Source organism: Sphingomonas spermidinifaciens (assembly GCF_002351485.1).
Lineage (GTDB): Bacteria > Pseudomonadota > Alphaproteobacteria > Sphingomonadales > Sphingomonadaceae > Sphingomonas > Sphingomonas spermidinifaciens.
The window spans coordinates 192778-219159 of record NZ_NWMW01000003.1; the positions used below are offsets into that span (position 1 = coordinate 192778).

34 protein-coding genes and 1 pseudogene are annotated in these 26382 nt (G+C 69.0%); 28 read left to right on the forward strand and 7 right to left on the reverse strand.

The features are described from left to right. Positions 1-6: 6 nt before the first annotated feature. Genes ubiB through COC42_RS16260 form a run of 7 tightly spaced genes read left to right on the forward strand, consistent with a single transcriptional unit; the run spans position 7 to position 6209 of the window. Positions 7-1539: a 2-polyprenylphenol 6-hydroxylase gene (ubiB, locus tag COC42_RS16230; RefSeq protein ID WP_096344410.1), complete on the forward strand. Its 1533-nt coding sequence runs from the start codon at positions 7-9 to the stop codon at positions 1537-1539. Continuing rightward, positions 1536-2639, forward strand: a complete 1104-nt coding sequence (locus COC42_RS16235; RefSeq protein ID WP_096344411.1) for a hypothetical protein — start codon at positions 1536-1538, stop codon at positions 2637-2639. Before ubiB ends, COC42_RS16235 begins: the two co-directional genes overlap by 4 nt. Further along, entirely contained in the window at positions 2636-3805 is a 1170-nt protein-coding gene (gene coaBC, locus COC42_RS16240) for a bifunctional phosphopantothenoylcysteine decarboxylase/phosphopantothenate--cysteine ligase CoaBC (protein WP_096344412.1), read from the forward strand. The genes COC42_RS16235 and coaBC overlap by 4 nt, the downstream gene beginning before the upstream one ends. Then, positions 3795-4604, forward strand: coding sequence for a hypothetical protein (locus tag COC42_RS16245; RefSeq protein WP_096344413.1), 810 nt, complete (start codon positions 3795-3797; stop codon positions 4602-4604). The genes coaBC and COC42_RS16245 overlap by 11 nt, the downstream gene beginning before the upstream one ends. Next, positions 4601-5050, forward strand: a complete 450-nt coding sequence (gene dut, locus COC42_RS16250; RefSeq protein WP_096344414.1) for a dUTP diphosphatase — start codon at positions 4601-4603, stop codon at positions 5048-5050. The genes COC42_RS16245 and dut overlap by 4 nt, the downstream gene beginning before the upstream one ends. Then, positions 5047-5469 (forward strand): hypothetical protein, encoded by a 423-nt coding sequence (locus tag COC42_RS16255; protein WP_245844326.1) that lies wholly within the window; start codon positions 5047-5049, stop codon positions 5467-5469. Before dut ends, COC42_RS16255 begins: the two co-directional genes overlap by 4 nt. After that, a complete protein-coding gene (locus tag COC42_RS16260) occupies positions 5457-6209 on the forward strand; it encodes a HesA/MoeB/ThiF family protein (protein WP_096344415.1) in 753 nt (250 codons plus the stop codon). The genes COC42_RS16255 and COC42_RS16260 overlap by 13 nt, the downstream gene beginning before the upstream one ends. 65 nt (positions 6210-6274) lie before the next feature. Here the strand turns inward: COC42_RS16260 and COC42_RS16265 are convergent, their stop codons facing one another. Continuing rightward, positions 6275-7321, reverse strand: coding sequence for a M48 family metallopeptidase (locus COC42_RS16265; protein ID WP_141395874.1), 1047 nt, complete (start codon positions 7319-7321; stop codon positions 6275-6277). 70 nt (positions 7322-7391) lie between these two features. On the opposite strand from COC42_RS16265, the gene COC42_RS16270 reads away from it, so the two are divergent. The 10 genes from COC42_RS16270 (at position 7392) to COC42_RS16315 (ending at position 13993) form a co-directional block, all read left to right on the forward strand. After that, complete coding sequence (locus COC42_RS16270) at positions 7392-8171, forward strand: metallophosphoesterase family protein (RefSeq protein WP_096344417.1); 780 nt, start codon at positions 7392-7394, stop codon at positions 8169-8171. A gap of 174 nt (positions 8172-8345) precedes the next feature. After that, a complete protein-coding gene (locus COC42_RS16275; protein ID WP_096344418.1) occupies positions 8346-8588 on the forward strand; it encodes a hypothetical protein in 243 nt (80 codons plus the stop codon). 338 nt (positions 8589-8926) lie between these two features. After that, the gene (locus COC42_RS18140) at positions 8927-9061 is read left to right on the forward strand and encodes a hypothetical protein (protein WP_281253117.1); all 135 of its coding nucleotides are present in this window, start codon (positions 8927-8929) and stop codon (positions 9059-9061) included. A gap of 39 nt (positions 9062-9100) precedes the next feature. After that, the gene (locus COC42_RS16285; protein ID WP_096344420.1) at positions 9101-9826 is read left to right on the forward strand and encodes a hypothetical protein; all 726 of its coding nucleotides are present in this window, start codon (positions 9101-9103) and stop codon (positions 9824-9826) included. A 36-nt stretch (positions 9827-9862) separates the two neighbouring features. Continuing rightward, positions 9863-10237 carry a fluoride efflux transporter CrcB gene (gene crcB, locus COC42_RS16290; protein WP_096344421.1) on the forward strand — a complete coding sequence of 125 codons (375 nt, stop codon included), beginning with the start codon at positions 9863-9865 and terminating at the stop codon, positions 10235-10237. After that, complete coding sequence (locus COC42_RS16295; RefSeq protein ID WP_096344422.1) at positions 10234-11328, forward strand: RluA family pseudouridine synthase; 1095 nt, start codon at positions 10234-10236, stop codon at positions 11326-11328. Before crcB ends, COC42_RS16295 begins: the two co-directional genes overlap by 4 nt. Next, complete coding sequence (locus COC42_RS16300; protein ID WP_096344423.1) at positions 11325-11990, forward strand: HAD-IA family hydrolase; 666 nt, start codon at positions 11325-11327, stop codon at positions 11988-11990. Before COC42_RS16295 ends, COC42_RS16300 begins: the two co-directional genes overlap by 4 nt. A 368-nt stretch (positions 11991-12358) precedes the next feature. Continuing rightward, a complete protein-coding gene (locus COC42_RS16305; protein WP_245844328.1) occupies positions 12359-12580 on the forward strand; it encodes a hypothetical protein in 222 nt (73 codons plus the stop codon). After that, positions 12577-13263 carry an ATP12 family chaperone protein gene (locus COC42_RS16310; RefSeq protein ID WP_096344570.1) on the forward strand — a complete coding sequence of 229 codons (687 nt, stop codon included), beginning with the start codon at positions 12577-12579 and terminating at the stop codon, positions 13261-13263. The genes COC42_RS16305 and COC42_RS16310 overlap by 4 nt, the downstream gene beginning before the upstream one ends. 61 nt (positions 13264-13324) lie before the next feature. After that, a complete protein-coding gene (locus COC42_RS16315) occupies positions 13325-13993 on the forward strand; it encodes an HPP family protein (protein WP_096344424.1) in 669 nt (222 codons plus the stop codon). On the opposite strand, the gene gmk is transcribed toward COC42_RS16315, so the two are convergent. The 4 genes from gmk to fumC form a co-directional block, all read right to left on the reverse strand. Beyond that, positions 13983-14636: a guanylate kinase gene (gene gmk, locus COC42_RS16320; protein WP_096344572.1), complete on the reverse strand. Its 654-nt coding sequence runs from the start codon at positions 14634-14636 to the stop codon at positions 13983-13985. The two genes, COC42_RS16315 and gmk, sit on opposite strands and share 11 nt — an antisense overlap. A 57-nt stretch (positions 14637-14693) precedes the next feature. Next, positions 14694-14891 (reverse strand): hypothetical protein, encoded by a 198-nt coding sequence (locus tag COC42_RS16325; RefSeq protein ID WP_096344425.1) that lies wholly within the window; start codon positions 14889-14891, stop codon positions 14694-14696. Further along, entirely contained in the window at positions 14888-15103 is a 216-nt protein-coding gene (locus COC42_RS16330) for a hypothetical protein (RefSeq protein ID WP_096344426.1), read from the reverse strand. Before COC42_RS16330 ends, COC42_RS16325 begins: the two co-directional genes overlap by 4 nt. Positions 15104-15165: 62 nt before the next feature. Continuing rightward, positions 15166-16557 carry a class II fumarate hydratase gene (gene fumC, locus COC42_RS16335; protein WP_096344427.1) on the reverse strand — a complete coding sequence of 464 codons (1392 nt, stop codon included), beginning with the start codon at positions 16555-16557 and terminating at the stop codon, positions 15166-15168. On the opposite strand from fumC, the gene COC42_RS17540 reads away from it, so the two are divergent. Together COC42_RS17540 and COC42_RS16340 are read left to right on the forward strand one after the other, a co-directional pair. After that, complete coding sequence (locus COC42_RS17540) at positions 16556-16888, forward strand: hypothetical protein (RefSeq protein ID WP_141395875.1); 333 nt, start codon at positions 16556-16558, stop codon at positions 16886-16888. The genes fumC and COC42_RS17540 overlap by 2 nt on opposite strands. 50 nt (positions 16889-16938) lie before the next feature. Continuing rightward, on the forward strand, positions 16939-17298 hold the full coding sequence (locus COC42_RS16340) for a hypothetical protein (protein ID WP_096344428.1): 360 nt from the start codon (positions 16939-16941) through the stop codon (positions 17296-17298). On the opposite strand, the gene COC42_RS16345 is transcribed toward COC42_RS16340, so the two are convergent. After that, positions 17282-17764, reverse strand: a complete 483-nt coding sequence (locus tag COC42_RS16345) for an SspB family protein (protein WP_096344429.1) — start codon at positions 17762-17764, stop codon at positions 17282-17284. The genes COC42_RS16340 and COC42_RS16345 overlap by 17 nt on opposite strands. Positions 17765-17845: 81 nt before the next feature. On the opposite strand from COC42_RS16345, the gene hisB reads away from it, so the two are divergent. From hisB to COC42_RS16390, 9 genes and pseudogenes are all read left to right on the forward strand, one after another. Next, complete coding sequence (hisB, locus tag COC42_RS16350; RefSeq protein ID WP_096344430.1) at positions 17846-18433, forward strand: imidazoleglycerol-phosphate dehydratase HisB; 588 nt, start codon at positions 17846-17848, stop codon at positions 18431-18433. Position 18434: 1 nt separating this feature from the next. Then, a complete protein-coding gene (locus tag COC42_RS16355) occupies positions 18435-18737 on the forward strand; it encodes a YciI family protein (protein WP_096344431.1) in 303 nt (100 codons plus the stop codon). Positions 18738-18782: 45 nt separating this feature from the next. Beyond that, the gene (gene hisH, locus COC42_RS16360; protein WP_096344432.1) at positions 18783-19385 is read left to right on the forward strand and encodes an imidazole glycerol phosphate synthase subunit HisH; all 603 of its coding nucleotides are present in this window, start codon (positions 18783-18785) and stop codon (positions 19383-19385) included. Further along, positions 19373-20107 (forward strand): 1-(5-phosphoribosyl)-5-[(5-phosphoribosylamino)methylideneamino]imidazole-4-carboxamide isomerase, encoded by a 735-nt coding sequence (gene hisA / locus COC42_RS16365; protein WP_096344433.1) that lies wholly within the window; start codon positions 19373-19375, stop codon positions 20105-20107. Before hisH ends, hisA begins: the two co-directional genes overlap by 13 nt. Then, positions 20104-20871 (forward strand): imidazole glycerol phosphate synthase subunit HisF, encoded by a 768-nt coding sequence (gene hisF, locus COC42_RS16370; protein WP_096344434.1) that lies wholly within the window; start codon positions 20104-20106, stop codon positions 20869-20871. The genes hisA and hisF overlap by 4 nt, the downstream gene beginning before the upstream one ends. Before the next feature lie 100 nt (positions 20872-20971). Continuing rightward, positions 20972-21181, forward strand: a complete 210-nt coding sequence (locus tag COC42_RS16375; protein WP_096344435.1) for a PEP-CTERM sorting domain-containing protein — start codon at positions 20972-20974, stop codon at positions 21179-21181. 67 nt (positions 21182-21248) lie between these two features. Continuing rightward, positions 21249-21563: pseudogene (locus COC42_RS16380) on the forward strand (phosphoribosyl-ATP diphosphatase); the annotation flags it as partial. Positions 21564-21724: 161 nt separating this feature from the next. Further along, on the forward strand, positions 21725-22096 hold the full coding sequence (locus tag COC42_RS16385; RefSeq protein ID WP_096344437.1) for a histidine triad nucleotide-binding protein: 372 nt from the start codon (positions 21725-21727) through the stop codon (positions 22094-22096). Positions 22097-22283: 187 nt separating this feature from the next. Further along, the gene (locus COC42_RS16390; RefSeq protein ID WP_096344438.1) at positions 22284-23828 is read left to right on the forward strand and encodes an amino acid permease; all 1545 of its coding nucleotides are present in this window, start codon (positions 22284-22286) and stop codon (positions 23826-23828) included. Positions 23829-23887: 59 nt separating this feature from the next. Here COC42_RS16390 and COC42_RS16395 read toward each other — a convergent pair whose 3' ends face one another. Then, positions 23888-26233, reverse strand: coding sequence for a TonB-dependent receptor (locus COC42_RS16395; protein WP_096344439.1), 2346 nt, complete (start codon positions 26231-26233; stop codon positions 23888-23890). Positions 26234-26382 lie beyond the last annotated feature (149 nt).

A 26382-nucleotide genomic window follows, 5' to 3' on the forward strand; every position in this document is an offset into this window, starting at 1 on the left:
GCCGATATGACCGCCCCCGCCATCCATCTCTGGCGCCTGCTCAAATGGGGCCGCACGCTCGCCCGCCATGGCGCGCTGACCGGGATCGAGCGCGACCCCAACACGCCGCCCGCCGTCCGCCGCGTCGCGCGGATCGCCCGCTTCGGCGCGCGCGTGCCGAAGCGCCCGGCCTATGCCGACGCCTTCCAGGCGATCGGACCCGCGGCGATCAAGCTCGGCCAGACGCTCGCCACCCGCCCCGACCTCGTCGGCGAGGAAGCTGCGCACGACCTGCTCCGACTTCAGGACGCGCTGCCGCCCGTCCCGTTCGAGGATGTCTGCGCGGTGATGCGGGCGAGCTTCGGCAAGCCGCTCGAAAGCCTGTTCACCGAGATCGAGCCTGTCCCGATCGGCGCCGCCTCGATCGCGCAGGTCCACCGCGCGACCACTACCGATGGCCGCCGTGTGGCGATCAAGGTCATCCGCCCCGGCGTCGAGGCCGAATTCACGCGCGCCATCGACACCTATGAATGGGCGGCGGCGCAGGTCGAGCAGATGGGCGGGGAGGCCGCGCGCCTTCGCCCCCGCCTCGTCATCGACACGTTCAAGCGCTGGACGCTCCGCGAGCTCGACCTGCGACGCGAGGCCGCCTCTGCCTCTGAACTCGCACAGGGGATGACCGCCGAGCCCGATTTCGTTGTCCCCGCGATCGACTGGCAGCGTACGACCGGCAAGGTGCTGACGCTCGAGTGGATCGACGGCATCAAGCTGTCGAACCGCGAGGCGCTGATCGCCGCGGGCCACGACCTGCCTGCGCTTGCCGCCAAGCTCGTGCGCGCGTTCCTGCGACAGGCGATCGCCGAGGGCTTCTTCCACGCCGACATGCACCAGGGAAACCTGTTTGCGCTGCATGACGGGCGGATCGCCGCGATCGACTTCGGCATCATGGGCCGGATCGACCGGCGCGCGCGCGTCTGGCTGGCGGAAATCCTCTACGGCCTCATCACCGGCAACTACCGGCGCGTGGCCGAGATCCATTTCGAAGCGGGCTATGTCCCCCCGCACCACAGTGTCGCCGAATTCGCGACCGCGCTGCGTGCCGTGGGCGAGCCGGTCCGCGGCCTCGCGACCAAGGACATGTCGGTCGGCATGATGCTCGACAGTCTGTTCAACATCACCCGCGACTTCGACATGCAGACGCAGCCGCACCTGCTCCTTCTGCAAAAGACGATGGTGATGGTCGAGGGGGTGGCGACCAGCCTCGATCCCGACGTCAACCTGTGGGACGTGGGCGCCCCCTTCATCGGCGAGTGGATCAGGACCGAGCTGGGGCCGGAGGCAGCGGTGGCGGATCGACTGGTCGAGGATCTGCACACCCTCGCCCGCCTGCCCCGCCTGATCCGCAATATCGAGCGGCAGTTTCCCGATCCGGGCGGGGCGCCCCCCGCGCCGCCGCTCCGCGAAATCGAGGTAATCCGTGTCGGCGGCGGCTGGCGCTATGCGGCGATGGCGGTGCTCGGCGCGGGGGCCGGGATCGCCGCGACGCTGCTGCTGACGTGAGGGCGCGGCCGCCGATCTGGCTGGCGAGCCCCAGCCGGTTCGCGGGTCTGCCACGCGCGCGCGCGCGAATGATCCTTGCCGGCGTCGCGCTGCTCGTGCTCGCCTCCCTCCAGTCGCTGCTGCTGGGCGAAGCCCCCGCTGCATCGGGCGGCGCGGGGGCGAGCGATCTGGCACTCTACGAAGGGATCGTTGCGGGGATGCGCGCCGGGGGCGGTTACTACGACGTCGCCGCCGATCAGCTGCGCGCGCTCGACTATCCGCTCCGTCCGTTCCTGACCTTTCGCGTGCCGACGCTGGCCGTCGTGCAGGCCGCGCTGCCGCCGCTCGCGGTTTTGGCGCTGATGCTGGCGCTGTCGGTCGCCGCGGGCCTCGCCTGGCTCGCGGCGCTGATGGCGCGCGCCTTTACCCGCCCTGCCCCGCTGGTTGCCGCGGCGGTGCTGCTCGCGGGCGGGCTCGTCGCCTTTGTCCAGTGGCCGCTCTGGCCCTTTCACGAGTTCTGGGCCGCGCCGCTGATCGCGCTGTCGCTCGCGATACGCCGCCCCGGCCTGTGGCTGAGCGCCGCGGCGATCGGGCTGGCGGCCACGCTGATCCGCGAAACGGCGGCGCTCTATCTCCTCGTCATGGCGGCCTGCGCGTGGATCGAGGGCGATCGGCGCGAGGCAATCGGATGGGGCACGGCGATCGGCCTGTTCGCGATCGTGCTCGGCTTTCATGCCTGGGCGGCGAGCCAGGCGGTGGGGCCGCTTGATGCGCAGTCGCCGGGCTGGGCGGGGCTCAACGGCCCCGGCCTGTTCGTCCGCGCGGTGTGGCAGTCGAGCGCACTGCAACTGCTGCCGCTTGGCGTCGCCGCGCCGATCGTCGCGCTCGCCGCATTTGGCTGGAGCGCCTGGGCCGACCCGGCGGCGAAGCGCGTCGCGATGACGATCGCCGCCTATGCAATCGTCATGAGCCTCTTCGCGCGCCTCGACACCTTCTACTGGGCGCTCATGGCGACCCCGCTGATCCTCGTCGGGCTGACGTTCCTGCCCGACGCCCTGCGCGACCTCATCGTGGCGACAATGGACACGCGGCGCGTGCGGGTGCAGAGGATCACGCGATGAAGCGGATCCTGCTGATCGTGGGCGGCGGCATCGCCGCGTACAAGGCGTGCGAGCTCATTCGCCTCTGCCGCCGCGCCGGGATCGAGGTGACCTGCGTCCTGACCGAGGGCGGCGCGCAGTTCGTGACCCCGATGACGCTGGCGGCCTTGAGCGAGAACCCGGTCCACACGACGCTCTGGGACCTCAAGGACGAGGCCGAGATGGGGCATATCCAGCTCAGCCGCGAGGCCGACCTCGTCGTCGTCGCGCCCGCCACCGCCGACCTCATCGCGCGGATGGCGGCGGGCATTGCCGACGACCTCGCCACCACGCTCCTTCTTGCCACCGACAAGCCCGTACTCGCCGCGCCGGCGATGAACGTGCGGATGTGGGGGCATGCTGCCACCCGCCGCAATGTCGCGACCCTCAAGGCCGACGGCGTGACCGTGCTCCAGCCCGACGAGGGGTCGATGGCGTGCGGTGAATACGGCCCCGGTCGCCTGCCCGAGCCGCCGGAGATCCTCGCCGCGATTCAGGCGGCGCTGGCGCCCGACCAACGCCTGTCGGGCAAGCACATTCTCGTCACCGCCGGCCCGACGCACGAGCCGATCGATCCCGTCCGCTACGTCGCCAACCGCTCTTCGGGAAAGCAGGGCTTCGCCATCGCCGACGCCTGTGCGCAGCTTGGCGCGCGCGTGACTCTGGTGAGCGGCCCCGTCGCGCTGCCCACCCCGGCCGGCGTCACCCGCGTCGATGTCGAGACCGCGCGCGAGATGGCTGACGCGGTCGGCGCCGCGCTCCCCGCCGATGTTGCGGTCATGGTCGCCGCCGTCGCCGACTGGCGCGTCGAGGCCGCGGGGCAGAAGCTCAAAAAAGGCGCGGGCGCCCCGGCCCTGTCGCTCGTCCCCAACCCCGACATCCTCGCCGATCTCGGCGCCTCGCCCCACCGCCCGCGCCTGCTCGTCGGCTTCGCGGCGGAGACCGAGCGCGTCCTCGACCACGCCGCCGCCAAGCGCGCCGCCAAGCGCGCCGACTGGATCGTCGCCAACGACGTGTCGGGCGACGTGATGGGCGGCGAGGCAAATACCGTCCACCTCGTGACCGAAACCGGCGTCGAAAGCTGGCCACACGCGCCCAAGGCCGTGGTCGCCCGCCGTCTCGCCCAAAGGATTGCCGATGCGCTCTAGCTTGTCCCTCGCCGCTGCCCTTCTCCTCGCGGGCTGCGCGACGACGACGGCGCGGCAACAGACAAGCGCTCCCGCCCTGCCGCTCGCGGTCGAGACCTATGGCGCGCTGAGACCCGCGCAGGTCCGCAACCTCGTCATCGTTCTTCACGACGACCTCGCGCCCGGCACGCCCGTCGACTATTCGGCCTTCGCCGCACGCGCCGCAGCGACGGTGCCTGCCGGTGCTGCCGTTGTCCTGCTCCGTCCCGGCTATGCCGATGCCAACGGCCATATGAGTGGCGGGGTGCGCGCGCGCGGGATCGGCGACGGCTATTCGGCCGAGCAGATCCGCCTCGTCGGCGAGAGCGTGCAGGCGCTGGCGGCGCGCTACCGCAACGCCCGCACGATCCTCGTCGGCGATGGCGGGGGCGCGGTGCTGGCGGCGAACGTCGCGGCGATGCGACCGTCGCTCGTCGGCTCGATGCTGCTGGTCGGCTGTCCCTGCGCATTGCCCGAATGGCGCAAGCACATGGCGCGGCGCAATCCGGGCTTTGCCGAGGAGGTCGACAGCCTCGACCCCCTGCAGACGGTGGGTGGCATCGCCCCCAGCGCGCGCATCGCCCTCGTCTCTGGCGGCGACAAGGCGCGCGTCCCCGCCCGCATCGCCCGCCTCTATGCCGAGGCGCTGACGCTACGCGGCATCGCCGTCGAGTATCGCGTGGTCGAGGGGGACGGGGCCGATCTCCTCAGCAACAACGAAGTAACCCAGTTGCTTGCGCGGCTTGCGGACAGCGCGGCAAAGACGGAGCCGAGGACATGAGCACCGGCCCGATCCGCATCGCGCTCCAGCGCCTGCCGCATGGCGACGGCCTGCCGCTTCCTGCCTATGCAACGGCGGGTGCCGCTGGCCTCGACATCGTGTCCGCCGAGGACGTAACGCTGGCGCCCGGCGCGCGTCACGCCGTCGCCACCGGTTTCGCGATCGCCATTCCAGAGGGCTATGAGGTGCAGGTCCGCCCGCGATCGGGCCTCGCGCTCAAGCACGGCGTCACCTGCCTCAACACGCCGGGGACGATCGACAGCGACTATCGCGGCGAGGTGAAGGTAATCCTCGCCAATCTCGGCAGCGAGCCTTTCGTCGTCGTGCGCGGCGAACGGATTGCCCAACTCGTCCCCGCCCCGGTCCAGCGCGCCGACTTCGCCGAGGTCGAGCGCCTCGACATGACGCTGCGCGGCGCGGGCGGGTTTGGCTCGACGGGACAGTGAGCGGTGCGCTGCCCCTGATGATCGCGGTGGCTGTGGCGCAACAGGCGGCGCCCCCGCCGCTGCCGCTGCCATCGAGACGGGGTCAGGTGATCGCCTGGGACACGCTGCCGCCCGTCCCGTACCGCACGCCACCGGTGATGCTGCCAGAGATGATGGCGTTCGTGTCGGGCGAGGTCGGGTCCAACCGCTGCCGGTTCGCCGGCGCCACGGCTGCCCGCGGCGAGGTGGTGGTCGATGTGGCGATGCTGGTGACGCCCGACATGGGGCCGAGGCTGACCATCCCACGTGCGATCGATTGTCCGACGGTCGAGCAATATGCCGCCGGCCTGGTCCTGAGCTTCGCGCGCAACAATTTGCCGCCGCGGGCGATGGTGCCGCAATGGTATCGCGCGACGCTGCGGTTCCGATGGCCGGGCTGAACGACGCGCAGCTCGATCGGTACGCCCGCCACATCGTCCTGCGCGAGATCGGCGGCGGCGGTCAGGCGCGGTTGCTGGCGGCGCATGTCGTCGTGGTGGGCGCAGGCGGCATCGGGTCGCCGGCAATCCAGTATCTCGCCGCCGCGGGGGTCGGTCGGCTTACCATCATCGACGACGATGCGGTTGATCGCTCGAACCTCCAGCGCCAGACGCTGTTCACCGAAGCCGATCTGGGCGCGCCCAAGGCCGGGCGCGCGGCGGCGGCGGCGATCCGGCTCAACCCGGATGTGCGCCCGACACCCCTCTCCACGCGAATTGACGCGGACAACGCCGCCGAGCTGATCGCCGGCGCCGACGTCGTGCTCGACGGCTGCGACAACTTCGCGACGCGCCTCGCCGTCGCCGATGCGACGCACCTTGCGCGGATCCCGCTCGTATCGGCGGCAGTGACGCAGTTCGACGGCCAGCTCGGCGTCTATCGCGGGTGGGAACCGGGCAAGCCCTGCTATGCCTGCGTCGTCGGCGACGCGCCCGAGCGGCCGGGGACAAGCTGCGCCGAGGTCGGCGTGCTCGGCGCAATGGCGGGCGTGATGGGCAGCATGGCCGCGCTCGAGGCAATTCGTGCGATCGTGCCCTTCGGCGAGGACATGGCCGGCCGCCTGCTGATCGCCGACGCGCTGACGATGCGCTTTCGCACGCTGTTGGTGCCAAAGGATCCCGGCTGCCGGCACTGCGGCTGAACGCCCCGCATGTAGCGAGAGCTGCTCGTGACCTCAGCTTTCTCTGGGATGAGAATCGTGGCCAGCTATCGCGCCCGGACCAAAATCGCCTGCCAGTCTCCGTCAGCCGGCCGCTCACGCGCGGCAAGCAAAGTGTCGAGCCGTCCCGCCTCGGCCACCCGCCCCGCTTCCGCCGCCATCGTCGCCGCGCGGTCGCGCCAGCCCGGATGCGTCGCCGACCTCAGCCCACCGGCCCGCTTTGGCCCGAACGTCCGCCAGAACCGGCCCGCCAGCGCCGGATCGTACCCGGCTTTCGCAAGGATGTGGACGGAGAGGATATCGGCCTCGACCTCGGTCTGCTTGAACAATCCCGCGTTTCGACCGATCCCCGACAGCAGCCCGCGGCGCACCCCCGCCGAGTCGAGCCGGCGGCGATGCTCGAGAACGTTGTGCGCCAGCTCGTGCGCGAGCAGCACGGCCACACCGTCGTCGTCCAGTTCGTTCATCAAGCCGGCGCTGATCTGGACCAGGATGCCATCGGCGCTCGCCTCGACCGCGTCGGAATCCCGCTGTTCGAAGCGGGCGCGGCACATCGCCACAGGGGCCAGCGTCGCCGACAGCGTTGCACCCGACCGTTCGAGCACGAGCCGGAGCGGGGCGCTTGGCGGCAGCGTGGCGGCGAACCGGTCGAACGCCGCCAGCGGCGCCGTCGCCTTTGTGTCGCTCGGCAGCGGCGCCAGCGTCGCGGTCGATCGATAGCCGATCGACCCGATCGAATCATCGGCCCTCACGCCAGCACGGGCAGCTGCACCACCCGGCACGATGCCCGCAACGCCGATCGGTGACGTGAATCCGAAATGAGCGATCGCTGCGGCGCGCGCGTCGCCGAGATACTGATCCGGCCCGTGGATCGCGATGCCCAGCGCAGGCTGCACGGTGCGGCACCACGGCGCGGCCGCGACGGCCAGTCGTTCACCAAGCGTCTGCAGCCGGGTGTCGGCAGCACGCAGCGTTTCGAAGACCGGACGATAGTCCTCGGCCGCAACCGATGGGGGCCCTATCAGCGTCAGCGCGACCGCCGCCACAAGCTTGCAGAGGCGTCTGAGGCGCACCATAGGGGCAGGCTGGTTCATCTACCTCGCCTTAGCCCGGCACGGCCGCGAACTGAAGTGCCGGACCCCGACGGAGCCCTTTCTCGTCAACATGTTGAAGCGCCTGATTAAAGCGGTTTCGTCAAAGCCCGCTGGCCCCGATGCCGCGATACCACCCGGCATGCGTGTCTATGCGATCGGTGACGTGCATGGCCGTCTGGACTGCCTCGATGCGCTGCTCGCGATGATCGACGCCGACGACGCGGCACGTGGACCTGCGGACACACAGATCGTGCTCCTCGGTGACCTCGTTGACCGCGGCCCCGATTCGGCGGGTGTCGTCGAACGGGCGATGACCCTGGCGCGCGAGGGGCGTACCGTCCGCGGACTGAAGGGCAATCACGAAGAGATGTTCCTCGCGGCACTGGCGGGCAACGAGCGGGCGATGCGCGGCTTCGCCCAGTTCGGCGGACGCGAAACCCTGCTGTCCTATGGCATGTCGCTGAGCGACTATAACGAGTATCTCTATCCTGAACTGGTCGAGGCGGCCCAGCGTATCGTGCCGCCAGCGCATCTTGCCTATCTTGACGCGCTCGAAGACATGATTGAGATTGGGGATTATCTGTTCGTTCATGCCGGTATTCGACCCGGCATAGCTTTTAGCGCGCAGAAAACCGAAGATCTGCGATGGATTCGACGCGAATTTCTGGAGCACCGCGGCGATCTGGGTCGCTTCGTCATTCATGGCCACACAATTACGCCCGACGTGGACATCCGCGCCAATCGCATCGGTATCGATACAGGTGCCTACGAGAGCGGCCGCCTGACGGCGATCGGTCTGGAGGAGCGGGCACGCTGGTTCCTGCAGACTTCCTCCACGCTAGATATTTAGTGGAACAAACGCGACAAAAGGCGACTTAGCCCCTTCAACGAGCGCGTTGCCGGCTTGCCGCGGCGCACAAGTTGCGCTAGAGCCGGCTGCCATCACAGGCGGTTGGCCGTCTTGAATGATTTAATGCGTCTGCGGCCAACCGGTGACGCAACTTTTACAAAGGGAGTGTTTCTGATGCGTGTTGCAAAGATCCTCGCAACTGCGGCTATGGTTTCGATGACCGCTGCTCCGGCGATTGCCGCGAACAGTGCGTCGAAGCTCTCGGTTGCGCAGGCCAAGACCGTCCGCGCGTCGAGCGACTCGCGCGACGCGAACAAGGCGGTTGGCTCGGGTGTGATCATCGGTGTCGTGGCGGCTGCCGCGGTTATCGGTGGCATCATCATCGCGGCCGACGGCGACGACTCGGACAGCAACTAAGCTTTCCGGCGTCAGCCAGGCTACGGAAACGGCGGTCCCTCGGGGCCGCCGTTTTTTGTCTGCCGCAGGGCGGACGGGCGGCTCAATCCGGGTATAAGGCGCCCGTGCGTCCGGGGCTGACCGTTGAACCAGAAGCACCAGCAGCAGCTGTTGTCATGCGCGCGCTCACACTGATACTCGCCTCGTCTGACCGTTCGCGCGCGAGCTGCGCCATCGGACTTGCCGCCGCGCAAGCGGCACTAGGCACAGCAAGCCGGCTTCATATAGACGCGCCTGCCATTTCGTTGCTTGCGGACAGCGCGCTAGTCGCCGCACTCGAGGAGGCAGCGGCACTTGGCGTGGCAGTCTCGCTCTGTCCGACCGGCCTTGCCGACGCCGCGATCGACCCGCCGCCCGTGCCCGAGGCCGAGCGCTACGGCCTCGTCACACTGCTTGCTGAGCTTGAAGACGACGCCCGGCTCCTCGTCATTTGACCAACGCGATCTTAACCGATGCTCGTCTAGAGCGCGCGGATGCGTAGCTATCTGTCGATCGGCCTGATCTGCGTCTCGCTCGCCGCCTGTTCGGATGGCGGCAGCGGCAACGAGAGCGACCTCGCCGCCCTCGATGCCGAACTGACCCAAGGCCAGTCGGCGAGCGGCGCCGATCCGCAAGTGATGGCGACGCTGAACGACCCGATCATGGTCGATCCGCAACTCGGCGCAAAGAGCAATGCCGACGCCATCCGCCCGGCGCCCCAACCCTATGCCGCGCCCGTGCCGCACCCCGGCGTCGCCGCGGGCAGCGCCGCGCCCGACGAGAAGCTGCTCGCAGCGCCGGCGCCCAAGCCGCTCACCGATGCCTCGATCCGCCAGTCGATCACCCTCGCCTCGCTTGCCGGGTCACGGCGGACAAAGGCCGCGGCCTGCAACGGCCGGCTGGCCTATTCGGCGAACTGGGCCAACCGTCTGCCCGCCGAACTGCCGCTCCATCCCGACGCGCGCGTGACCGAGGCAGGCGGGGTTGAAGGAAATGGCTGCTCGATGCGCGTCGCCAGCTTCTTCGTCGCCAAGCCGGCGGCGTTGCTGGTCGACTGGTACTATACCCGCGCCGTCCGGGCCGGCTTTTCGGCCGAACATCAGGCCGATGGCGCGACGCATGTGCTGGGCGGCGGGCGGCGCGAAGGCCTCACCTATCTCGTCGTGCTTACCGACCGCGGCGACGGCGGTACCGACATCGACCTCATCACCGGCCGCTGAGTTCCCAAATCCGCCTGCCCGCGCTAGGGGAGCGGCATGGCTTATCTTTTGGTGATGCTGGGCGGCGCGGCCGGCTCGGCGGCGCGCTTCGCCGTAGGGCGAGCGGCGACCGGCGCTTTCGGCCCGAACTGGCCGTTCGGCACGCTGGCGGTCAATATCGTCGGCGGGCTGGCGATGGGGCTGCTCGCAGGCCTGCTCGCGCGGGCGGGCACCGGCGGCGAGAACTGGCGGCTGCTGATCGGCGTCGGCTTTCTGGGCGGTTTCACCACCTTCTCCGCCTTCACGCTCGAGCTCGTCGGCATGATCGAGCGCGGTCAGGCGCTCGCCGGCATCGGCTATGCCGTGCTCTCGGTGATCGGCGCGGCGGCGGCGCTGTTCGCGGGGCTCTATGCCGTCAGGACGCTTGCATGAGCGACGAAAAGGGCCAGGTTCGCCAGTTCACGGTGGACGCCGAGGACGACGGCATTCGCCTCGACCGCTGGTTCAAGCGGCACCTGCCGGAGGCGAGCTTCAACCTCGTCTCGCGCTGGGCGCGGACGGGGCAGCTTCGCGTCGACGGTGCGCGGGCCGACCCCGGCGACCGGCTCGCCACCGGACAGATCCTCCGCGTCCCCCCCGCCGAGCCTGCCGCCGCCACCGCGCGGCCCGTGCGCGAGAAGCGTCCGCTGACCCCCGACCAGATCGCGACCGCCGAGGCGATGGTGATCCACCGCGACGCGCAGGCGCTCGTCCTCAACAAGCCGCCCGGCCTCGCGACGCAGGGCGGCACCAAGACACACGACCATGTCGACGGCCTGCTCGACGCGCTGTCGTTCGAGCGCGAGGACCGGCCCAAGCTCGTCCACCGCCTCGACAAGGACACCTCGGGCGCGCTCCTGATCGCGCGCAGTCCGCGGGCAGCGGCGTTCTTTTCCAAGCGCTTCTCGGGCCGCTCGGCCAAGAAGATCTATTGGGCGCTGGTCGTCGGCGTGCCCGAGATCGCCGACGGCCTGATCGACCTTCCCCTCGCCAAACAGCCGGGCACCGGCGGCGAAAAGATGCATGTCGACGAGGAGAACGGCCAGCCCGCGACCAGCCGCTACCGCGTGATCGAGCGCGCGGGCAACCGCGCCGCATGGGTCGAGCTTCAGCCGCAGACGGGCCGCACTCACCAGCTGCGCGTCCACATGGCGGCGATCGGCCACCCGATCGTCGGCGACGGCAAATATGGCGGGCAGGAAAGCTTCCTGACCGGCGGGATCAGCCGAAAGATGCACCTCCACGCCCGCCGCATCCGCATAGACCATCCCGATGGCGGCAAGCTGGAGGTCACGGCCGAGCTGCCGACGCACTTCGCCGAATCGATGGAGATGCTCGGCTTCGACCCGGCGCTCGGCGACGTTCGCGTCGATGACAGCCCCCCGCCCGCCACGCGCGAGATGAAGAAGGCGAAGGCGCGCGCGCATGCCAAGACGATCCGTAAGGAGCGCCGCGGCGAGCGGCGCGGACGGGGCCGGACTTGAGTGCCCGCCTCGCCGTCTTCGACTGCGACGGCACGCTGGTCGACAGCCAGGCGAACATCTGCCTCGCGATGGAGCAATGCTTCACCGGACACGGCCTGGCCGCGCCGGCCCGCGCTGAAATACGCCGGATCGTGGGCCTCAGCCTGATCGAGGCGATGGCCGCCCTGCTGCCCGATGCCCCGCCCGAGCAGCACCGCGCAATGGCCGAGGATTACAAGCACGCCTTCCAGGCGCTGCGCGGCAATGGCGGCCTCACCGACGAGCCGCTGTTCGACGGCGTGGCCGAGGCGCTCGACGCGTTCGAGGCGGCGGGCTGGCGGCTGGGCGTTGCCACCGGCAAGTCCGACCGCGGCCTGTCGCTGATCCTCGCGCATCACGGCCTGACCGGCCGCTTCGTCACGCTGCAAACGGCCGACCGCCACCCCTCAAAGCCCCACCCCTCGATGCTCCACGCCGCCCTTGCCGAAGCGGGCGCGGCGGCGGAGCGCAGCGTGATGATCGGCGACACCAGCTTCGACATGGCGATGGCCGTGGCAGCCGGCGTCAGGCCGATCGGCGTCGCCTGGGGCTATCACAACGCACACGAGTTGCGCGACGCCGGCGCGCTGGTGGTGGCGGACCATGCGGGCGAGTTGGCGCGGCTGGCGGCGGGGACGTACTGAGCGGCGGGTTCGCGGATGCGGTCGATTGGTTGCCCCCCGAACCGGCGATCGAAGTAAAAAGGATATTGTCTGCTAGCTGCCTTTCATCAAGCCTGCTCGATAGGGTAGAACTAATCTATGGCGATGGATGAAGTGTTTGCAGGACAATCGCGGGACCGATTTCCATTCGTTGAGTGGCTCGAACTTACGACTCCGCTTCCGCCTCGTATCGGCCACTTCTTCATGGCCTCTTCAGCGACGCTCCCTCACGTGCGGCGGTCGCAATCGTACGATGCCGGCGGAGTTCGACTTATTGCTCATTCCCCCCGACTGGCGCCGCCAGCCCCGCCCGCCTATCTTCGCCCCATGACCCACCCCCGCCTCGTCCCGTGACCCCGCCCCGCGATCCGGCGATCGGCCGCTATTACCTGATGACGCTTGCGCGGATCGTGCCGGTGGCGGGGGCGCTGTTCGGGCTCGTCATCATGGGGCGGGCGACGCAGTTGCCGCAGCAGATCCTCGGCCTCGCCATCGTGCTCGCGGCGCTGTGGGTGATGGCCACGCTGCCGCGCGCGCTCGCGCGCAAATGGCGGACGCCGCCGGCGCCATGAAGCGGTTTTGGACGGAGGTGGCGGTGGTGCCGGGGTTCGGCATCACCCTCGACGCGCGGCCGGTGCGCACGCCGGGCCGCACGCCGCTCGAGCTGCCGACACGCGCGCTGGCCGAGGCAGTCGCCGACGAGTGGCGGCGCGTCGAGGGCGAGGTGGATCCGCGCGCAATGCCGCTCACCGGCCTCGCCAACGCGGCGATCGACCGGATCGCGCCCGACCCGGTGGCCTTTGCCGCGGGCCTTGCCCGATACGGCGAGAGCGATCTCACCTGCTACCGCGCCGACGGACCCGCGGCGCTGGTCGCGCGGCAGGCGGCGGCATGGGACAAGCTGCTCGACTGGGCACGCGGCCGCTACGACGTGCATTTTGCGGTGACACAAGGGGTCATGCACGTGCCCCAGCCCACCGCGACGATCGCGCGGCTGGGCGACGCGATTGCCGCGCGCGACCCTTTCGAGCTCGCGCCGCTGTCGATCGTCACCACGATCACCGGCTCGCTCGTCATGGCGCTGGCGCTCGCCGAGCGGGCGTTCGATGCGGATGCGATCTGGACCGCGGCGCAGGTGGACGAGGACTGGCAGACCGAGCAATGGGGCGAGGACACGCTGGCGACACAGGCGCGCGACGCCCGGCGCGCGGAGTTCGACGCGGCGGTCCGCTTTCTCGATGCGCTTCGCGACTGACTTGAGCGCCGCCTAGCCAAGCTTGCTTGCGGTGCCGTGTGGATTGGGCGATCCGCACGCCATGCCGCTTCGCCTGTTCAAGCCGCTGCTCGCGGGTGCGACCCTGTCCGAGCGCCTTGTCGCCTGTGTCGGCGCTGGGCTTGGCCTCGCGCTCACCTATCTCGCGGGCCTCCTCGCCCCGCACGGCACGCTGCCCGCGATCGTCGCGCCGCTCGGCGCCTCGGCGGTGCTCGTCTTCGCGGTCCCGGCGAGCCCGCTGGCGCAACCCTGGCCGGTCATTGGCGGCAACACCATCTCGGCGCTGGTCGGCGTCGCGGTGTGGCGGCTGGTGCCTGATCCGGCGGTCGCCGCGGGGGTGGCGGTGGGTGCGGCCATCCTCGCCATGTCACTGCTGCGCTGCCTCCACCCGCCCGGCGGTGCCGCGGCGCTGACAGCGGTGATCGGCGGCGCCGCGGTGCATGAAGCGGGCTATGCCTTCGCCTTGGCGCCCGTGGCGCTGAATTCGGCGGCGCTGGTCCTGGCGGGCCTTGCCTTTCACCGGCTGACACGGCGCGCCTATCCGCACCGCCCCGCTGCGCCGGCCCCCGCAACCCGGCCGCCCGCGATTCTCGCCACCGACATCGACGCCGCGCTGGAGGAAATGCACGAAAGCTTCGACATCGCCCGCGAGGATCTCGACCAGCTCATCGCCCGCGCACAGGCGCACGCGGCGACGCGCGTCAATTCTTGAGCATCGACCGGATGAAGCCGATCAGGCCGGTCTGGCGCGACCGCTTCAACCGCTCGGCGGCGAGGATCGTGCGAACGCACTCGTAGCACTGCTCGACATCGTCGTTGACGAGCACATAGTCATAACCGTCCCAGTGGCTGACTTCGGCGGCGGCGCGGCCCATACGCGCATCGATCACCGCTTCGCTGTCGGTCGCGCGCGCGATCAGGCGGCGGTGCAGTTCCTCCATCGAGGGGGGCAGGATGAACACGCGCACCACGTCGCCCCCGGCGATCTGGAACAGCTGCTGCGCGCCCTGCCAGTCAATGTCGAACAGCACGTCGCGGCCGGAGGCGAGGATGTCCTCGACCTGCTGGCGCGGCGTGCCGTAGCGGTGGTCGAACACGTGCGCCCATTCGAGGAACTCGTGGTTCGCCACCATCGCGCGAAAGCGTTCGAGATCTACGAAATGATAGTCGCGCCCATCGACTTCGCCCGGTCGGATCGCGCGCGTCGTCGCCGATACCGACATCTGAAGGTCGGCATCCTCGGCAAGCAGCTTTCGCGCGATTGTCGATTTTCCCGCGCCTGAGGGCGAGGAGAGGACGAACAGCACGCCCCTGCGCTTCATGCCATGCGGGTCGGACTCGGTGGAATGCGCCATGTCCGCCATTGGCGGGGCGATACGGGCAAGGTCAATCCCCTGCCCGTCCGCACGACATCAGTAGGGCCGCCGGCCCTTGCGCCGGTCGTACATCTTCTTCCCGACATAGGCCGCGCCAAGCACGGTACCGAGCGGCCCCATTCGGCGGAGCAGACCGCCCGCGGCATAGCCGATCGCCGCACCCTTCACACCGCCGCGCCCGTCGCGCCGGTCGATCTCGCGCCCAACCAGCGCACCGATAATCTGTTTGATCATGCCCTTTGCTCCTTGCCGGTAATCGTGTCGAACGCCTGGCCGATCCCGCGCAGCACGGCCCAGCCCACGGCATAGGTCAGCACGACCGGCACCGCGACCTTAAGCACGTTGGCCGTGACGGCACCGATGATCGCGCCGTCGCCGACACCGTCGTCGCCGCTCATCCCGTCGATCGCCGCGCCGACGACCGCACCGATGGTGGTGGCACCCATGTGAAAAGCCCTTCCTTGCGTTCGCTCGCGATTGCAAACGGCGGCGTCCGGCGAGGGTTCCGTCAACGCCCGACCATCGCCTCCGGCCGGACGACGCGATCGAACGTCGCCTCGTCGACCAGCCCGAGCGCCAGACCCGCCTCCTTCAGCGTCAGGCCCTCGGCATGTGCGTGCTTGGCGATCTTGGCCGCATTGTCGTAGCCGATCTCGGGCGCGAGCGCCGTCACCAGCATCAGCGAGCGCTCGACGAGCTCGGCGATCCGTCGTTCGTTCGCCTCCAGCCCCTCGATGCAGCGCTCGGCGAAGCTCTCCATCGCGGTCGCGAGCAGATCGATCGAGCGCAGCACATTGGCGCCGATCAGCGGCTTGAACACGTTGAGCTCCAGATGGCCTTGCAGCCCGCCGATGGTGATCGCTGCGTGATTGCCCATCACCTGCGCGGCGACCATCGTCAGCATCTCGCACTGTGTCGGGTTCACCTTGCCCGGCATGATCGAGCTGCCGGGCTCGTTGGCCGGCAGGTCGAGCTCGCCGAGCCCCGAGCGCGGGCCGGAACCGAGCAGGCGGATGTCGTTGGCGATCTTCGTCAGCGCGACGGCCAGCGTGTTGAGCGTACCCGACAGGTGAACCAGCGGATCGTTCGACGCGAGCGCCTCGAACGCATTCTCGGCGGGTGCGAAGGGAATGTCGGTCAGTGCCCGCATTTCGGCGCAGAAATTGCGCGCGAAGCCGGGCGGCGCGTTCAGGCCGGTGCCGACCGCCGTCCCACCCTGCGCCAGCCGGTTCGTGCCGTGCTCGATCGCCGGCTCGATCCGCCGCCCCGCGCGATAGAGCTGGTTGGCATAGCCCGAAAACTCCTGCCCCAGCGTCAGCGGCGTCGCATCCTGAAGATGCGTGCGGCCGATTTTGACGATCCCATCCCATGCCGCCGCCTTCGCCTCGATCGCGATGCGCATGCGATCGAGCGCGGGGAACAGCCGCCGGTGCGCGGCGAGGCTTGCGGCGATGTGCAGCGCGGTCGGGAAGCTGTCGTTCGACGACTGGCCGCGATTGACGTCGTCATTGGGGTGGACGGGTGATTTGCCGCCGCGCGTGCCCGTCAGCGCCTCGTTCGCGCGGCCGGCGATCACCTCGTTGACGTTCATGTTGGTCTGGGTGCCGCTGCCCGTCTGCCAGATGACGAGCGGGAACTGGTCGTCGAGCGCGCCCGAGGCGACCTCGGCCGCCGCTGCCTCAATCGCGTCGGCCTTTTCCACCGCCAGCCCATGCCGCCGGTTCACCCGCGCCGCCGCCTGCTTCACCAGCGCCAGCGCATGGACAATACCGATCGGCATCCGCTCGGCCGCGGCGAAGGGAAAGTTCTCGATCGACCGCTGCGTCTGCGCGCCCCAGTAGGCGGCAGCAGGCACCTCGATCGCGCCGATCGAGTCAGTTTCGGTACGGGTGTGGCTCATGCACATTCCTTTTCGAGGCACCGCAGACGATGCGGCGCGCGCCAACAACGCCCGGCCGCGGCATCGGGTCAACACGCCCGATCGTTGGTTCACGGCGATTGGACCGATACCGGTCATCGACCCCTTGCACGCTGCGTCGCACCATGCTGTTGCTTCTGAACAGTACACGTCCCCACCGGAGTTTATGTTGTTCGACACCACCCGAGAGCTCGTCGCCTATGGCCTGATCGCGGCGATCCTCGTTCTGGGCCTTCCCTGGCTGGCAATCACTTTCAACAAGCGTCGGCGTGACAAGCTTCGGCGTCGGGGGATCAAGCGTCACGGCCATTGATCGGGGCCAGGTGCCCTTGCACTCGCCGCTGATCACGGCATGAGCGGGAAATGGACATTCCCGGCATTTACCACGACTGGATCATCTGGATCGGCGACGGCACCGGCCTTCCCGATGCGATCCTGCACATCCATGCGGGGCTGGCGATCCTACTGATCGTGCGACTCGCCTCGCGCAGGTCGCTCGGCTCGTTCATCCCGTTCGCGGCGGTCGTCGTTGCCGAGTTCGGCAACGAGTTGCTCGATTATCTGCACTATGGCCTACGGCTGGACGACACGCTGGCCGACATCGGCAACACGCTGTTCTGGCCGCTGGTCATCAGCTTGAGCGTGCGCCTGCGCCCGATGGTGCTTCACGACTACCGCCCGCGCCAGACCGACGGGGGCGACGACCCTACTTCTTCCGCTTGAAGTCCACCGCGACGACGTTCGAGCCGTCCTCGACGGGTTCAGCGCGCGCCGTCTCCCCGTCGTTCTCGGCGGGTTCGTGCTCGCTTTCCTCGACATCGGAGGCCTGGAAGCGCAGCTCGAAATTGACCGCCGGGTCGTGGAAGCCGGTGATCGCGGAGAAGGGGATGTCGAGCATCGACGGCACCTGATTGAAACTCAACCCCACGCTGAAGCGCGTGTCGCTGACCTTCAGGTCCCAGAAGCGATGCTGGAGGACGATCGTCATCTCGTCAGGAAAGCGGTCGATCAGCCGCTGGGGAATGTCGACGCCGGGTGCCTGCGTCTTGAAGGTGATGTAGAAATGGTGGTTGCCGGGCAGCCCGCCGGTCTGGGCCACCGAACCGAGCACGCGGCCAACGACGGCGCGAAGCGCCTCCTGCACGATTTCGTCGTACGGAATCAGGCTGTCGGGGATGGTGCCGCTCATGCCCCTTAGCTAGCGCCCTGCCCGCCGGGGTCAAGGTGGGTGCGGCGTTGCATGGCCCCCGGGAAACGCTATGTGGCGCGCATGCGCACCGCCACCGTCAGCCGCCACACCAGCGAAACGCGGATCGAGGTCGAGGTCAATCTCGACGGCACCGGCCACTATGCGATCGAGACGGGCGTGGGCTTTTTCGACCACATGCTCGAACAGCTCGCCCGCCATTCGCTGATCGACATTCGCCTGAAGTGCGATGGCGACCTCCATATCGACCAGCATCACACCGTCGAGGATTCGGCGCTGGCGCTGGGCGAGGCGGTGGCGAAGGCGCTGGGCGACAAGCGCGGCATCCGCCGCTATGCCGACGCGCACTCGCCGATGGACGAGACGCTGACGCGCGTCGCCGTCGATATCTCCGGCCGCCCGTGGCTCGTCTGGAAGACGGCGTTCAGCCAGACGCGGCTGGGCGAGATGGATACCGAGCTGTTCCAGCACTTCTTCCACAGCTTCGCGCAGACCGCGGGCCTGACGCTCCACGTCGAGACGCTCTACGGCGAGAACAACCACCACATCGCCGAGAGCGCGTTCAAGGGCCTTGCCCGCGCGCTCCGCGAAGCGGTGGAGATCGATCCGCGCAAGGCGGGCGTCATTCCCTCGACCAAAGGTGTGCTCTGACATGATCCGTCCCGCGACGCCGCTGACGCTCGTCCTCATCACCTATACCGACATGGACGCGATCGAGCGACTGCGCCCCGCCCATGTCGAATGGATCCGTGAGGCCATCGACGCGGGCGTGATGCTGCTCGCGGGGCGGCGCGACGATGCGGCGGGCGGCGTCCTCCTGTTCCGCGGCACGCCCGAGCATGTTCGGCCCGTCGCTGAGAGCGACCCTTTCGTGACCGGCGGCGGCGCGACGATCGAGCTGGTGGGCTTTCCCGCGAACCTCGCGGCCGATGCGCTGGCGGGGGTGCTGGGGTGAGCGGGGCTCCTTCTTCACCCCTCCCCTCAAGGCCAGGCGCTTAAGGTGACCACCGCGCTCATCGATTATGGCGCCGGCAACCTCCATTCGGTCCACAACGCCCTCAAGGCCGCGGGCGCCACCGACATCGCCATCACCGCCGACCCTGACGTCGTCGCGCGCGCGGACCGCATCGTCCTGCCCGGCGTCGGCGCCTTCGCCGCCTGCCGCGACGGCCTTGCCGCGCTCGACGGGATGATCGAAGCGATGGAGTCGCGCGCGCTGAACGGTGGCGTCCCCTTTCTCGGCATCTGCGTCGGCATGCAGCTGATGGCGACGACCGGCGAGGAGATGGGCGTCCATGCTGGCCTCGGCTGGATCGAGGGGACCGTCGCGCGCATCCCCGATGCCCCCGGCGTCCGCGTGCCGCACATGGGTTGGAACACCGTCGTCCCCGCCGTGAACCATCCGCTGATCGAGCCGGGCGAGGCCTATTTCCTCCACAGCTATGCCTTTGCCGGCGCCTCGGTGCTCGCGACGACCGAGCATGGCGGGCCGGTCACGGCGGCGATCGGGCGCGACAACCTGATCGGCATCCAGTTCCACCCCGAAAAGAGCCAGCGCTACGGCATCGCGCTGCTCGAGAGGTTCCTTGCATGGCGGCCCTGACGATCTTCCCGGCGATCGACCTCAAGCGCGGGCAGGTGGTGCGGCTGGCCGAGGGCGATATGGATCGCGCGACCGTCTATGGCGACGATCCCGCGGCGCAGGCGGCGCTGTTTGCCAAGGCGGGTGCGGACCATCTTCACGTCGTCGATCTGGACGGTGCGTTCGCCGGCGATTCGGTGAATGGCGAGGCGGTGCGCGCCGCCGTCACCGCCTTTCCCGGCCGGGTGCAGGTAGGCGGCGGCATCCGCGACATGGCCGCGGTCGAGCGCTGGCTGGCGCTCGGCGTCGCGCGCGTCGTGATCGGCACCGCCGCGCTCAAGAACCCCGATTTCGTCAAGGCAGCTGCCGCCGCGCATCCCGACGCGATCATCGTTGCGGTAGATGCCCGCGACGGCATGGTCGCGACCGAGGGGTGGGCCGACGTGTCTGACGTGTCGGTCGAGGACCTCGCCCGCCGGTTCGAGGATGCGGGCGTCGCCGCCCTGCTGTTCACCGATGTGGGCCGCGACGGGCTGCTCAAGGGATGCAATGTCGAGGCGACGGTGGCGCTGGCCCGCGCGGTGTCGATCCCCGTCATCGCCTCGGGCGGGGTCGCGGGGATCGAGGACATCCATGCCCTCCGGCCGCATGTCGAGAGCGGCGTGACCGGCGTCATCACCGGTCGCGCGCTCTATGACGGGCGACTCGACCTCGCCGAAGCGATCCGGGTCGCCGCGGCGTGACGGTCTGCGCGCGCGTCATCCCGTGCCTCGACGTCGCCGAGGGGCGAGTGGTCAAGGGCGTCAACTTCGTCGACCTGATCGATGCGGGCGATCCGGTCGAGCAGGCGCGCGCTTATGACTCGGCGGGCGCCGACGAGCTCTGCTTTCTCGACATCACTGCCAGCCACGAGGCGCGCGGGACGATCCTCGACGTCGTGCGCCGGACGGCGGAGGTGTGCTTCATGCCACTGACCGTCGGCGGCGGGGTGCGATCGGCCGAGGACGCGCGCGCCCTCCTCCTCGCCGGAGCCGACAAGGTGGCGGTCAACTCGGCCGCCGTCGCACGGCCCGAAGTGGTCGCCGATATCGCCGAGCGCTTCGGCAGCCAGTGCGTCGTCGCCTCGGTCGACGCGCGCCGGGTGGACGATCGGTGGGAAGTCTTCACCCATGGCGGCCGCCGCGCGACCGGCATCGACGCCGTCGAACACGCGCTGCGGCTGGTCGAGCTGGGCGCCGGCGAGCTGCTCGTCACCTCGATGGACCGCGACGGGACCCGAAGCGGCTACGACATCGAGCTGATCCGCACCATTGCCGACCGGGTACCCGTGCCGGTCGTCGCGAGCGGGGGCGTCGGTGGCTTGGGCGATCTCGTGGCCGGGATCCGCGACGGCGGGGCGAGCGCGGTGCTCGCCGCGTCGATCTTTCATTTCGGCGAGGCGAGCATCGCTGACGCTCATCGTGCGCTCGCCGACGCCGGCATTCCCGTCCGCTCGCCTGTCGGCTGAGTTGACAGCTTCGGGTCTGGCGTCCTCGCCGGGCCGCACATTTCCGCGATCGGCACGGTCGTTGCTTAATCCTCCGGCAACCACAAACGGGGGATTGCTTATGACCAAGTTCCTGATCGCCGCCGCGCTCGTCGCGATGCCAGCCGCCGCGCTTGCCTATGACGACAAGCCGACCCCGCCGCCGAGCAGCAGCAGCGGTGGGTCGTCGGGCGGCACCGGCAAGCCGACGCCCGTTCCCGCGCCGGCCGCGCTCGGCCTGTTCTCGCTGGGCGTCGCCGGGCTGGCGCTCGCGCGCCGCCGCCGCCGCTGATCGGCTCGCGCCCCTCGCCGGCGCGGCAGGCGTTGACAAGCGACGCCCGTCCCCGCCAGCGAGGGGCATGACCAACAGCGATCCGCTCGACGCGCTCGAAGCCGTCATCCGCAGCCGCCGCGGCGGCGATGCCAGCGCAAGCTATGTTGCCGCCCTGTTCGAGAAGGGCCGTGCAAAGATCGCGCAGAAGGTCGGCGAGGAAGCCGTCGAGACGGCGATCGCCGCCGTCCAGGGCGACCGCGCCGCGCTCAAGGGCGAGGCGGCGGATCTCCTCTTCCACCTGATCGTGCTGCTCGTCGATGCCGGACTTCGCCTCGACGACGTGCGCGCTGAGCTCGCCCGGCGCGAGGGGTTGTCGGGCCTCGTCGAAAAGGCCGCGCGAACCGCGCCGCCGCCGCCCGCTCCGGTCGAACCGCCGCCCCCTGCCGCAGTCCCCCTGCCGCTCGGGCAGGACGAGGGGGCGCCGACCGCCGCACCGCTCCAGTCGGGGTCCGCCGAAACCGGGCGCCCGCGCCCGCTTCCTTCCGCCACCGGAGGCTTCTGATGCCGATCGACGCCACCCGCCCCTATGACGACGCCAACGTCTTCGCAAAGATCCTGCGCGGCGAGATTCCGGCGCGGCGGGTGTACGAGGACGAATTCGCCCTCGCCTTTTACGACATCGCGCCCCAGGCGCCCGTCCACCTCCTCGTCATCCCAAAAGGCGCCTATGTGAGCTGGGACGATTTCAGCGCGCGTGCGAGCGAGGCCGAGATCGCCGGCTTCACCCGCGCGATCGGCCATGTCGCGCGCGAGCATGTCGGTTCGGGATACCGCCTGCTCGCCAACACGGGCTCCGATGCCGGGCAGGAAGTGCCGCACCTTCACGTTCACATCTTCGCCGGCGCGCCGCTCGGCCCGATGCTGGCGCGATAGGCGAGGCGAGTTGTCCATCGCGTCTTTGCGCGTTCCCGTCCTCCTTCCCGGCTCCGCGCCCGCGTTGCGCCACGGCCACAACGCCCGGACAAGTCCGCTTTTGCCGGTTGCAAGCGTAACTTTTGCCACTAGGCTCCGCGCGTTCTAATCCGCGGCGACCACAAGCCGCACCCTAGGGGACAGCTCAATGCTATTCGGGCGCGTGAAGCCTCTCGACGCCATTCTGGCGACCGCCGAAAAGAAATCACTGCATCGCTCGCTGGGCGCCTTCCAGCTGACCATGCTGGGCATCGGTGCCGTCATCGGCACCGGCATCTTCGTGCTGACGGCTGAGGCCGCGCAAAAAGCCGGGCCGGGCATGATGATCTCGTTCATCATCGCCGGCCTTGTCTGCGCGGTCGCCGCGCTCTGCTATGCCGAGATGGCGGCGATGGTGCCCGTCTCGGGTTCGGCCTACACCTACAGCTACGCGGTGATGGGCGAACTGATCGCCTGGATGGTCGGCTGGGCGCTGATCCTCGAATATGCGGTCGCCGCCGGCGCGGTTTCGGTCGGCTGGTCGGGCTACATGATCGGCTATATCGAGCATGCCTTCAGCATCGATATTCCCAATACACTGGTGCTGGGGCCGCTCGACGGCGGGCTCATCAATCTGCCGGCGATGGTAATTGCGGGCCTCGTCACCTGGCTGCTCGTCATCGGCACCAAGGAATCGGCGACGATCAACGCGATCCTCGTCGGCATCAAGGTCATCGCGCTGACGCTGTTCATCATCCTTGCCATCCCGGTCATGCAGATGGAGCAGTTCGAGCCCTTTGCCCCCCTGGGCTTCGGCGGCATCTCGGCCGCGGCGGCGTCGATCTTCTTCGCCTATGTCGGCTTCGATGCCGTGTCGACCGCCGCCGAAGAAACCAAGAACCCGCAGCGCAACATGCCGATCGGCCTGATCGGCAGCCTTGGTTTCTGCACCATCTTCTACATCCTCGTGTCCGCGGGCGTCATCGGCGCCCCTGGCATCAGCGCGCAGCCGGTGATGAGCGCGATCGGCGGCATCCTCGAGCCGGGCAGCCCGCAGCTTGCGCAGGAGTGCGCCGCCCGCGCGGCGGCGGGTGCAAAGGACGTGGTGTGCTCGAAGGAGGCGCTCGCCTATGTGCTGCGCGAGATCGGCTGGCCCCAGATCGGCAATCTCGTCGGCTTGGCCGCGATCCTGGCGCTTCCCTCGGTCATCCTGATGATGATGTTCGGCCAGACGCGCATCTTCTTCACGATGAGCCGCGACGGCCTGTTGCCGGCGATGTTCAGCCGCATCCACCCCAAGTTCAACACCCCGCACGTCATCACCATCCTGACCGGGATCGCGGTGTCGCTATTCGCGGCGTTCTTCCCGGTGGGCGCGCTCGCCAACATCTCGAACTCGGGTACGCTGTTCGCCTTTGCCGCGGTGTCGTTCGCGGTGCTGGTGCTGCGCCGGACCGACCCCAGCCGCAAGCGGCCGTTCCGCACGCCGCTGGTCTGGATCGTCGCGCCGCTATCGATCCTCGGCTGCATCTACCTGTTCTTCAGCCTTGATTCGCACAGCATCATGCTGTTCGCGATCTGGGCAGCGATCGGGTTCGCCGTCTACTTCGCCTATAGCCGGTCGCGCAGCCATGTCGGCCGCGGGATCGTCGACGTGCCGGAGGTAGACAACGACCTGCAGCCGCCGCCGCCGGGCGCCTATACACCGAACTGACCGTTCGCGCCGAACACGAAAAGGCCCCCGCCGCACGCCGCGACGGGGGCCTTTTTACATCAGAAGCGCGCGGTGATCTGGCCGCCGTAAAAGCGCGGTTCCGCCGGAATGAAGGTCGGGATGCCGAACCCGCCGCCGGTATTGCCCGCGTCGAGCAGATAATCCTCGTCGGTCGCGTTGCGGATGAATCCGGCGAGCTCGAACCGCTCCTCGGCGAAACTTACGCCCGCACGCGCGTTGACCAGCGTCACCGGCCCCTGTGACAGCGCGGGGTTGTTGGGCAGCTCGAAGAAGATGCGGCTGCGATAGGTGACGCTGGGCGTCGCGAACAGCCGCATGCCGCCCCCCAGCGGCGCGTCGATCGTGAAGCCCGCGGCCGCCTGCCATTCGGGCTGAAGGCGGAAGCGGTTGCCCGCGAAGCGACCGTTCGCCGCATCCTCGTCGATCCCGCCGTCGATATAGCCTGCATTGCCGAACAGACTGAGCCACGACGTCGGCCGCACGGTCAGCTCGGCCTCGACGCCCAGATTGCTGGCCGTCCCGGCGCTTTGCGTCTGCGTCGATCCGTTGGGCAGCACCACGCTGACCTGGAAGTCATCGTACTTCTGATAGTAGACGCCGAGCGAGCCCGACACCGGGCCGACGCTCCCCTTGATCCCGCCCTCATAGTTCCAGACCGTCTCCTCGGGGACCAGCTGGACGCGCGGACTGACGCGGAAGCTGCCGGGCGTGGTCGGGGCGCGCTGCGCATCGACCTGGACGACGGGCGAGCGGCGCCCCTTCGACACCGTCGCATAGACGTTGACGGCGTCGGACAGGCGGAACAGCGCATTGAAGCGCGGCAGCACCGCGGCATAGCTTTCCTGTCGCCAGAAGGTCTGGCCCGCGGTGTCGATCTGCGTCGGGATCAGCGCGAACGCGGTCGGATTGAGCTGCGGACGCGGCGCCCGCGCATTGAAGCCGGACTTGCGCTGCTCGATCAGCACGCGCGCACCCGCGGTCAGCTCGAGCGCCGGCACCGGGATCCAGGTGACGTCGGCGAACATCGAATAGGCGTCGTTCTCGCCGATATTCTTGAACTCCGAGCTGTAGGGCACCTGCGTCAGTCGCCCGCCCGTCAGCGCCGCTGTCGCCAGCGACGCTTCGACCACGCCGGCCGCGTTGATGCAGCCGAGCGTGCGGACGAGTGGCGCCCCGGCGAGCGCCGTCGAGCATTGCAGGAACGTCCCTTCCTCGCTCGAGAAGGGCACGCGCTGGAAATTGTCCTCGACGAACACGTTCCAGCCGAACTGCGCGCGCCAGCTGGGGTCGCGATAGCTGAAGCGGCCCTCATGGCTCGCCTGCCAGCCGCGCGAATCTTCCGCAAACTCGAGGAACCAGGCGGCAGATCCGTCGGCGTCGAACACCTCGTTGCTGTCGAACTTGCGATAGCCGTTGACCGTGGTGAAGTTCCAGCCGTCGGCGAAATCCCACGAGGCGGTGAGGTTCACGTCATAGACGTCGCGCTTGAGCCCCAGCTGATCTTGCCCCAGCACCTCCGCCGACAGGGGCGAGCCGCCGAGATGCGCGACGCCGAAAGGGTTGCCCGGCCCCGCCTCGGTCGGCAGGCGGCGCGAAACGAAGGGCGTGCCGCCGTTGCGCTGCCGGTCATAGGTGCCGATCAGGTCGATCGTCAGGTCCTCGGTCGGCGTGAAGCGCAGCGATGCGCGGACGCCGAGCTGGTCCTGCGCATAGAGCTCATCCTCCTGCCGCGGCGACAGATTCTCGACATAGCCGTCACGCTGCCGCCATTCGAAGGCGATGCGTCCGGCGACCTTGTCGTTGCCGGCGTTGAGGAAGCCCGACACCAGCGCCTGATCGAAATTGCCATAGCCACCGGTCAGCGCGCCTGAAAAGCCGGGCTTCGGCCGGGCGGAGGTCAGGCTGATCGCGCCGACCGCACTCGCGGTGCCGAACAGCGTCGCCTGCGGCCCCTTGATGACCTCGACCCGCTCGAGATCGTAGATCGCCTGATAAGACCCACGCGAGCGCGAGATATCGACGCCGTTGTAATAGAGCGTGACGCGCGGCCCCTGCTGCGCCGAGCCCGAGTCCGAGGTAATGCCACGGATCACGATGCCGGGGTTGTTGGCGCTCTGCTCCTGGATGTTGAGGCCGGGGATATAGTTGGACAGCTCGTCGAGGTCACCGACGCCCAGCTCGCGGATCCGCTCGCCCGACACCGCCGAGATGGTGATCGGCACGTCCACGGCGCGCTGCTCGATCTTCTGCGCGGTGACGAGGATGTCGTTCGAGCCGTCGGCGCGCGCATCGGGCGCAGCCGCATCCTGAACCGGCGACTGGGCCAGCGCGGGGCCGGCGACCGAGGCGAGGAGCAGCGTGGCCGTGGAAAGGCGCAATCTCATAAAAACCCCCTTGTTATGGTTCGGGGGCGCGTTGCGCGCGGTGCGTGAACGCTGCGCTGCAATATGATGACGGAGGCGTGACGGCTCGTCGAGAGCGTTACTTCACTTCGTCACATTCCAAGCGAAACCGCAATCCTGCTCCGTAAAGG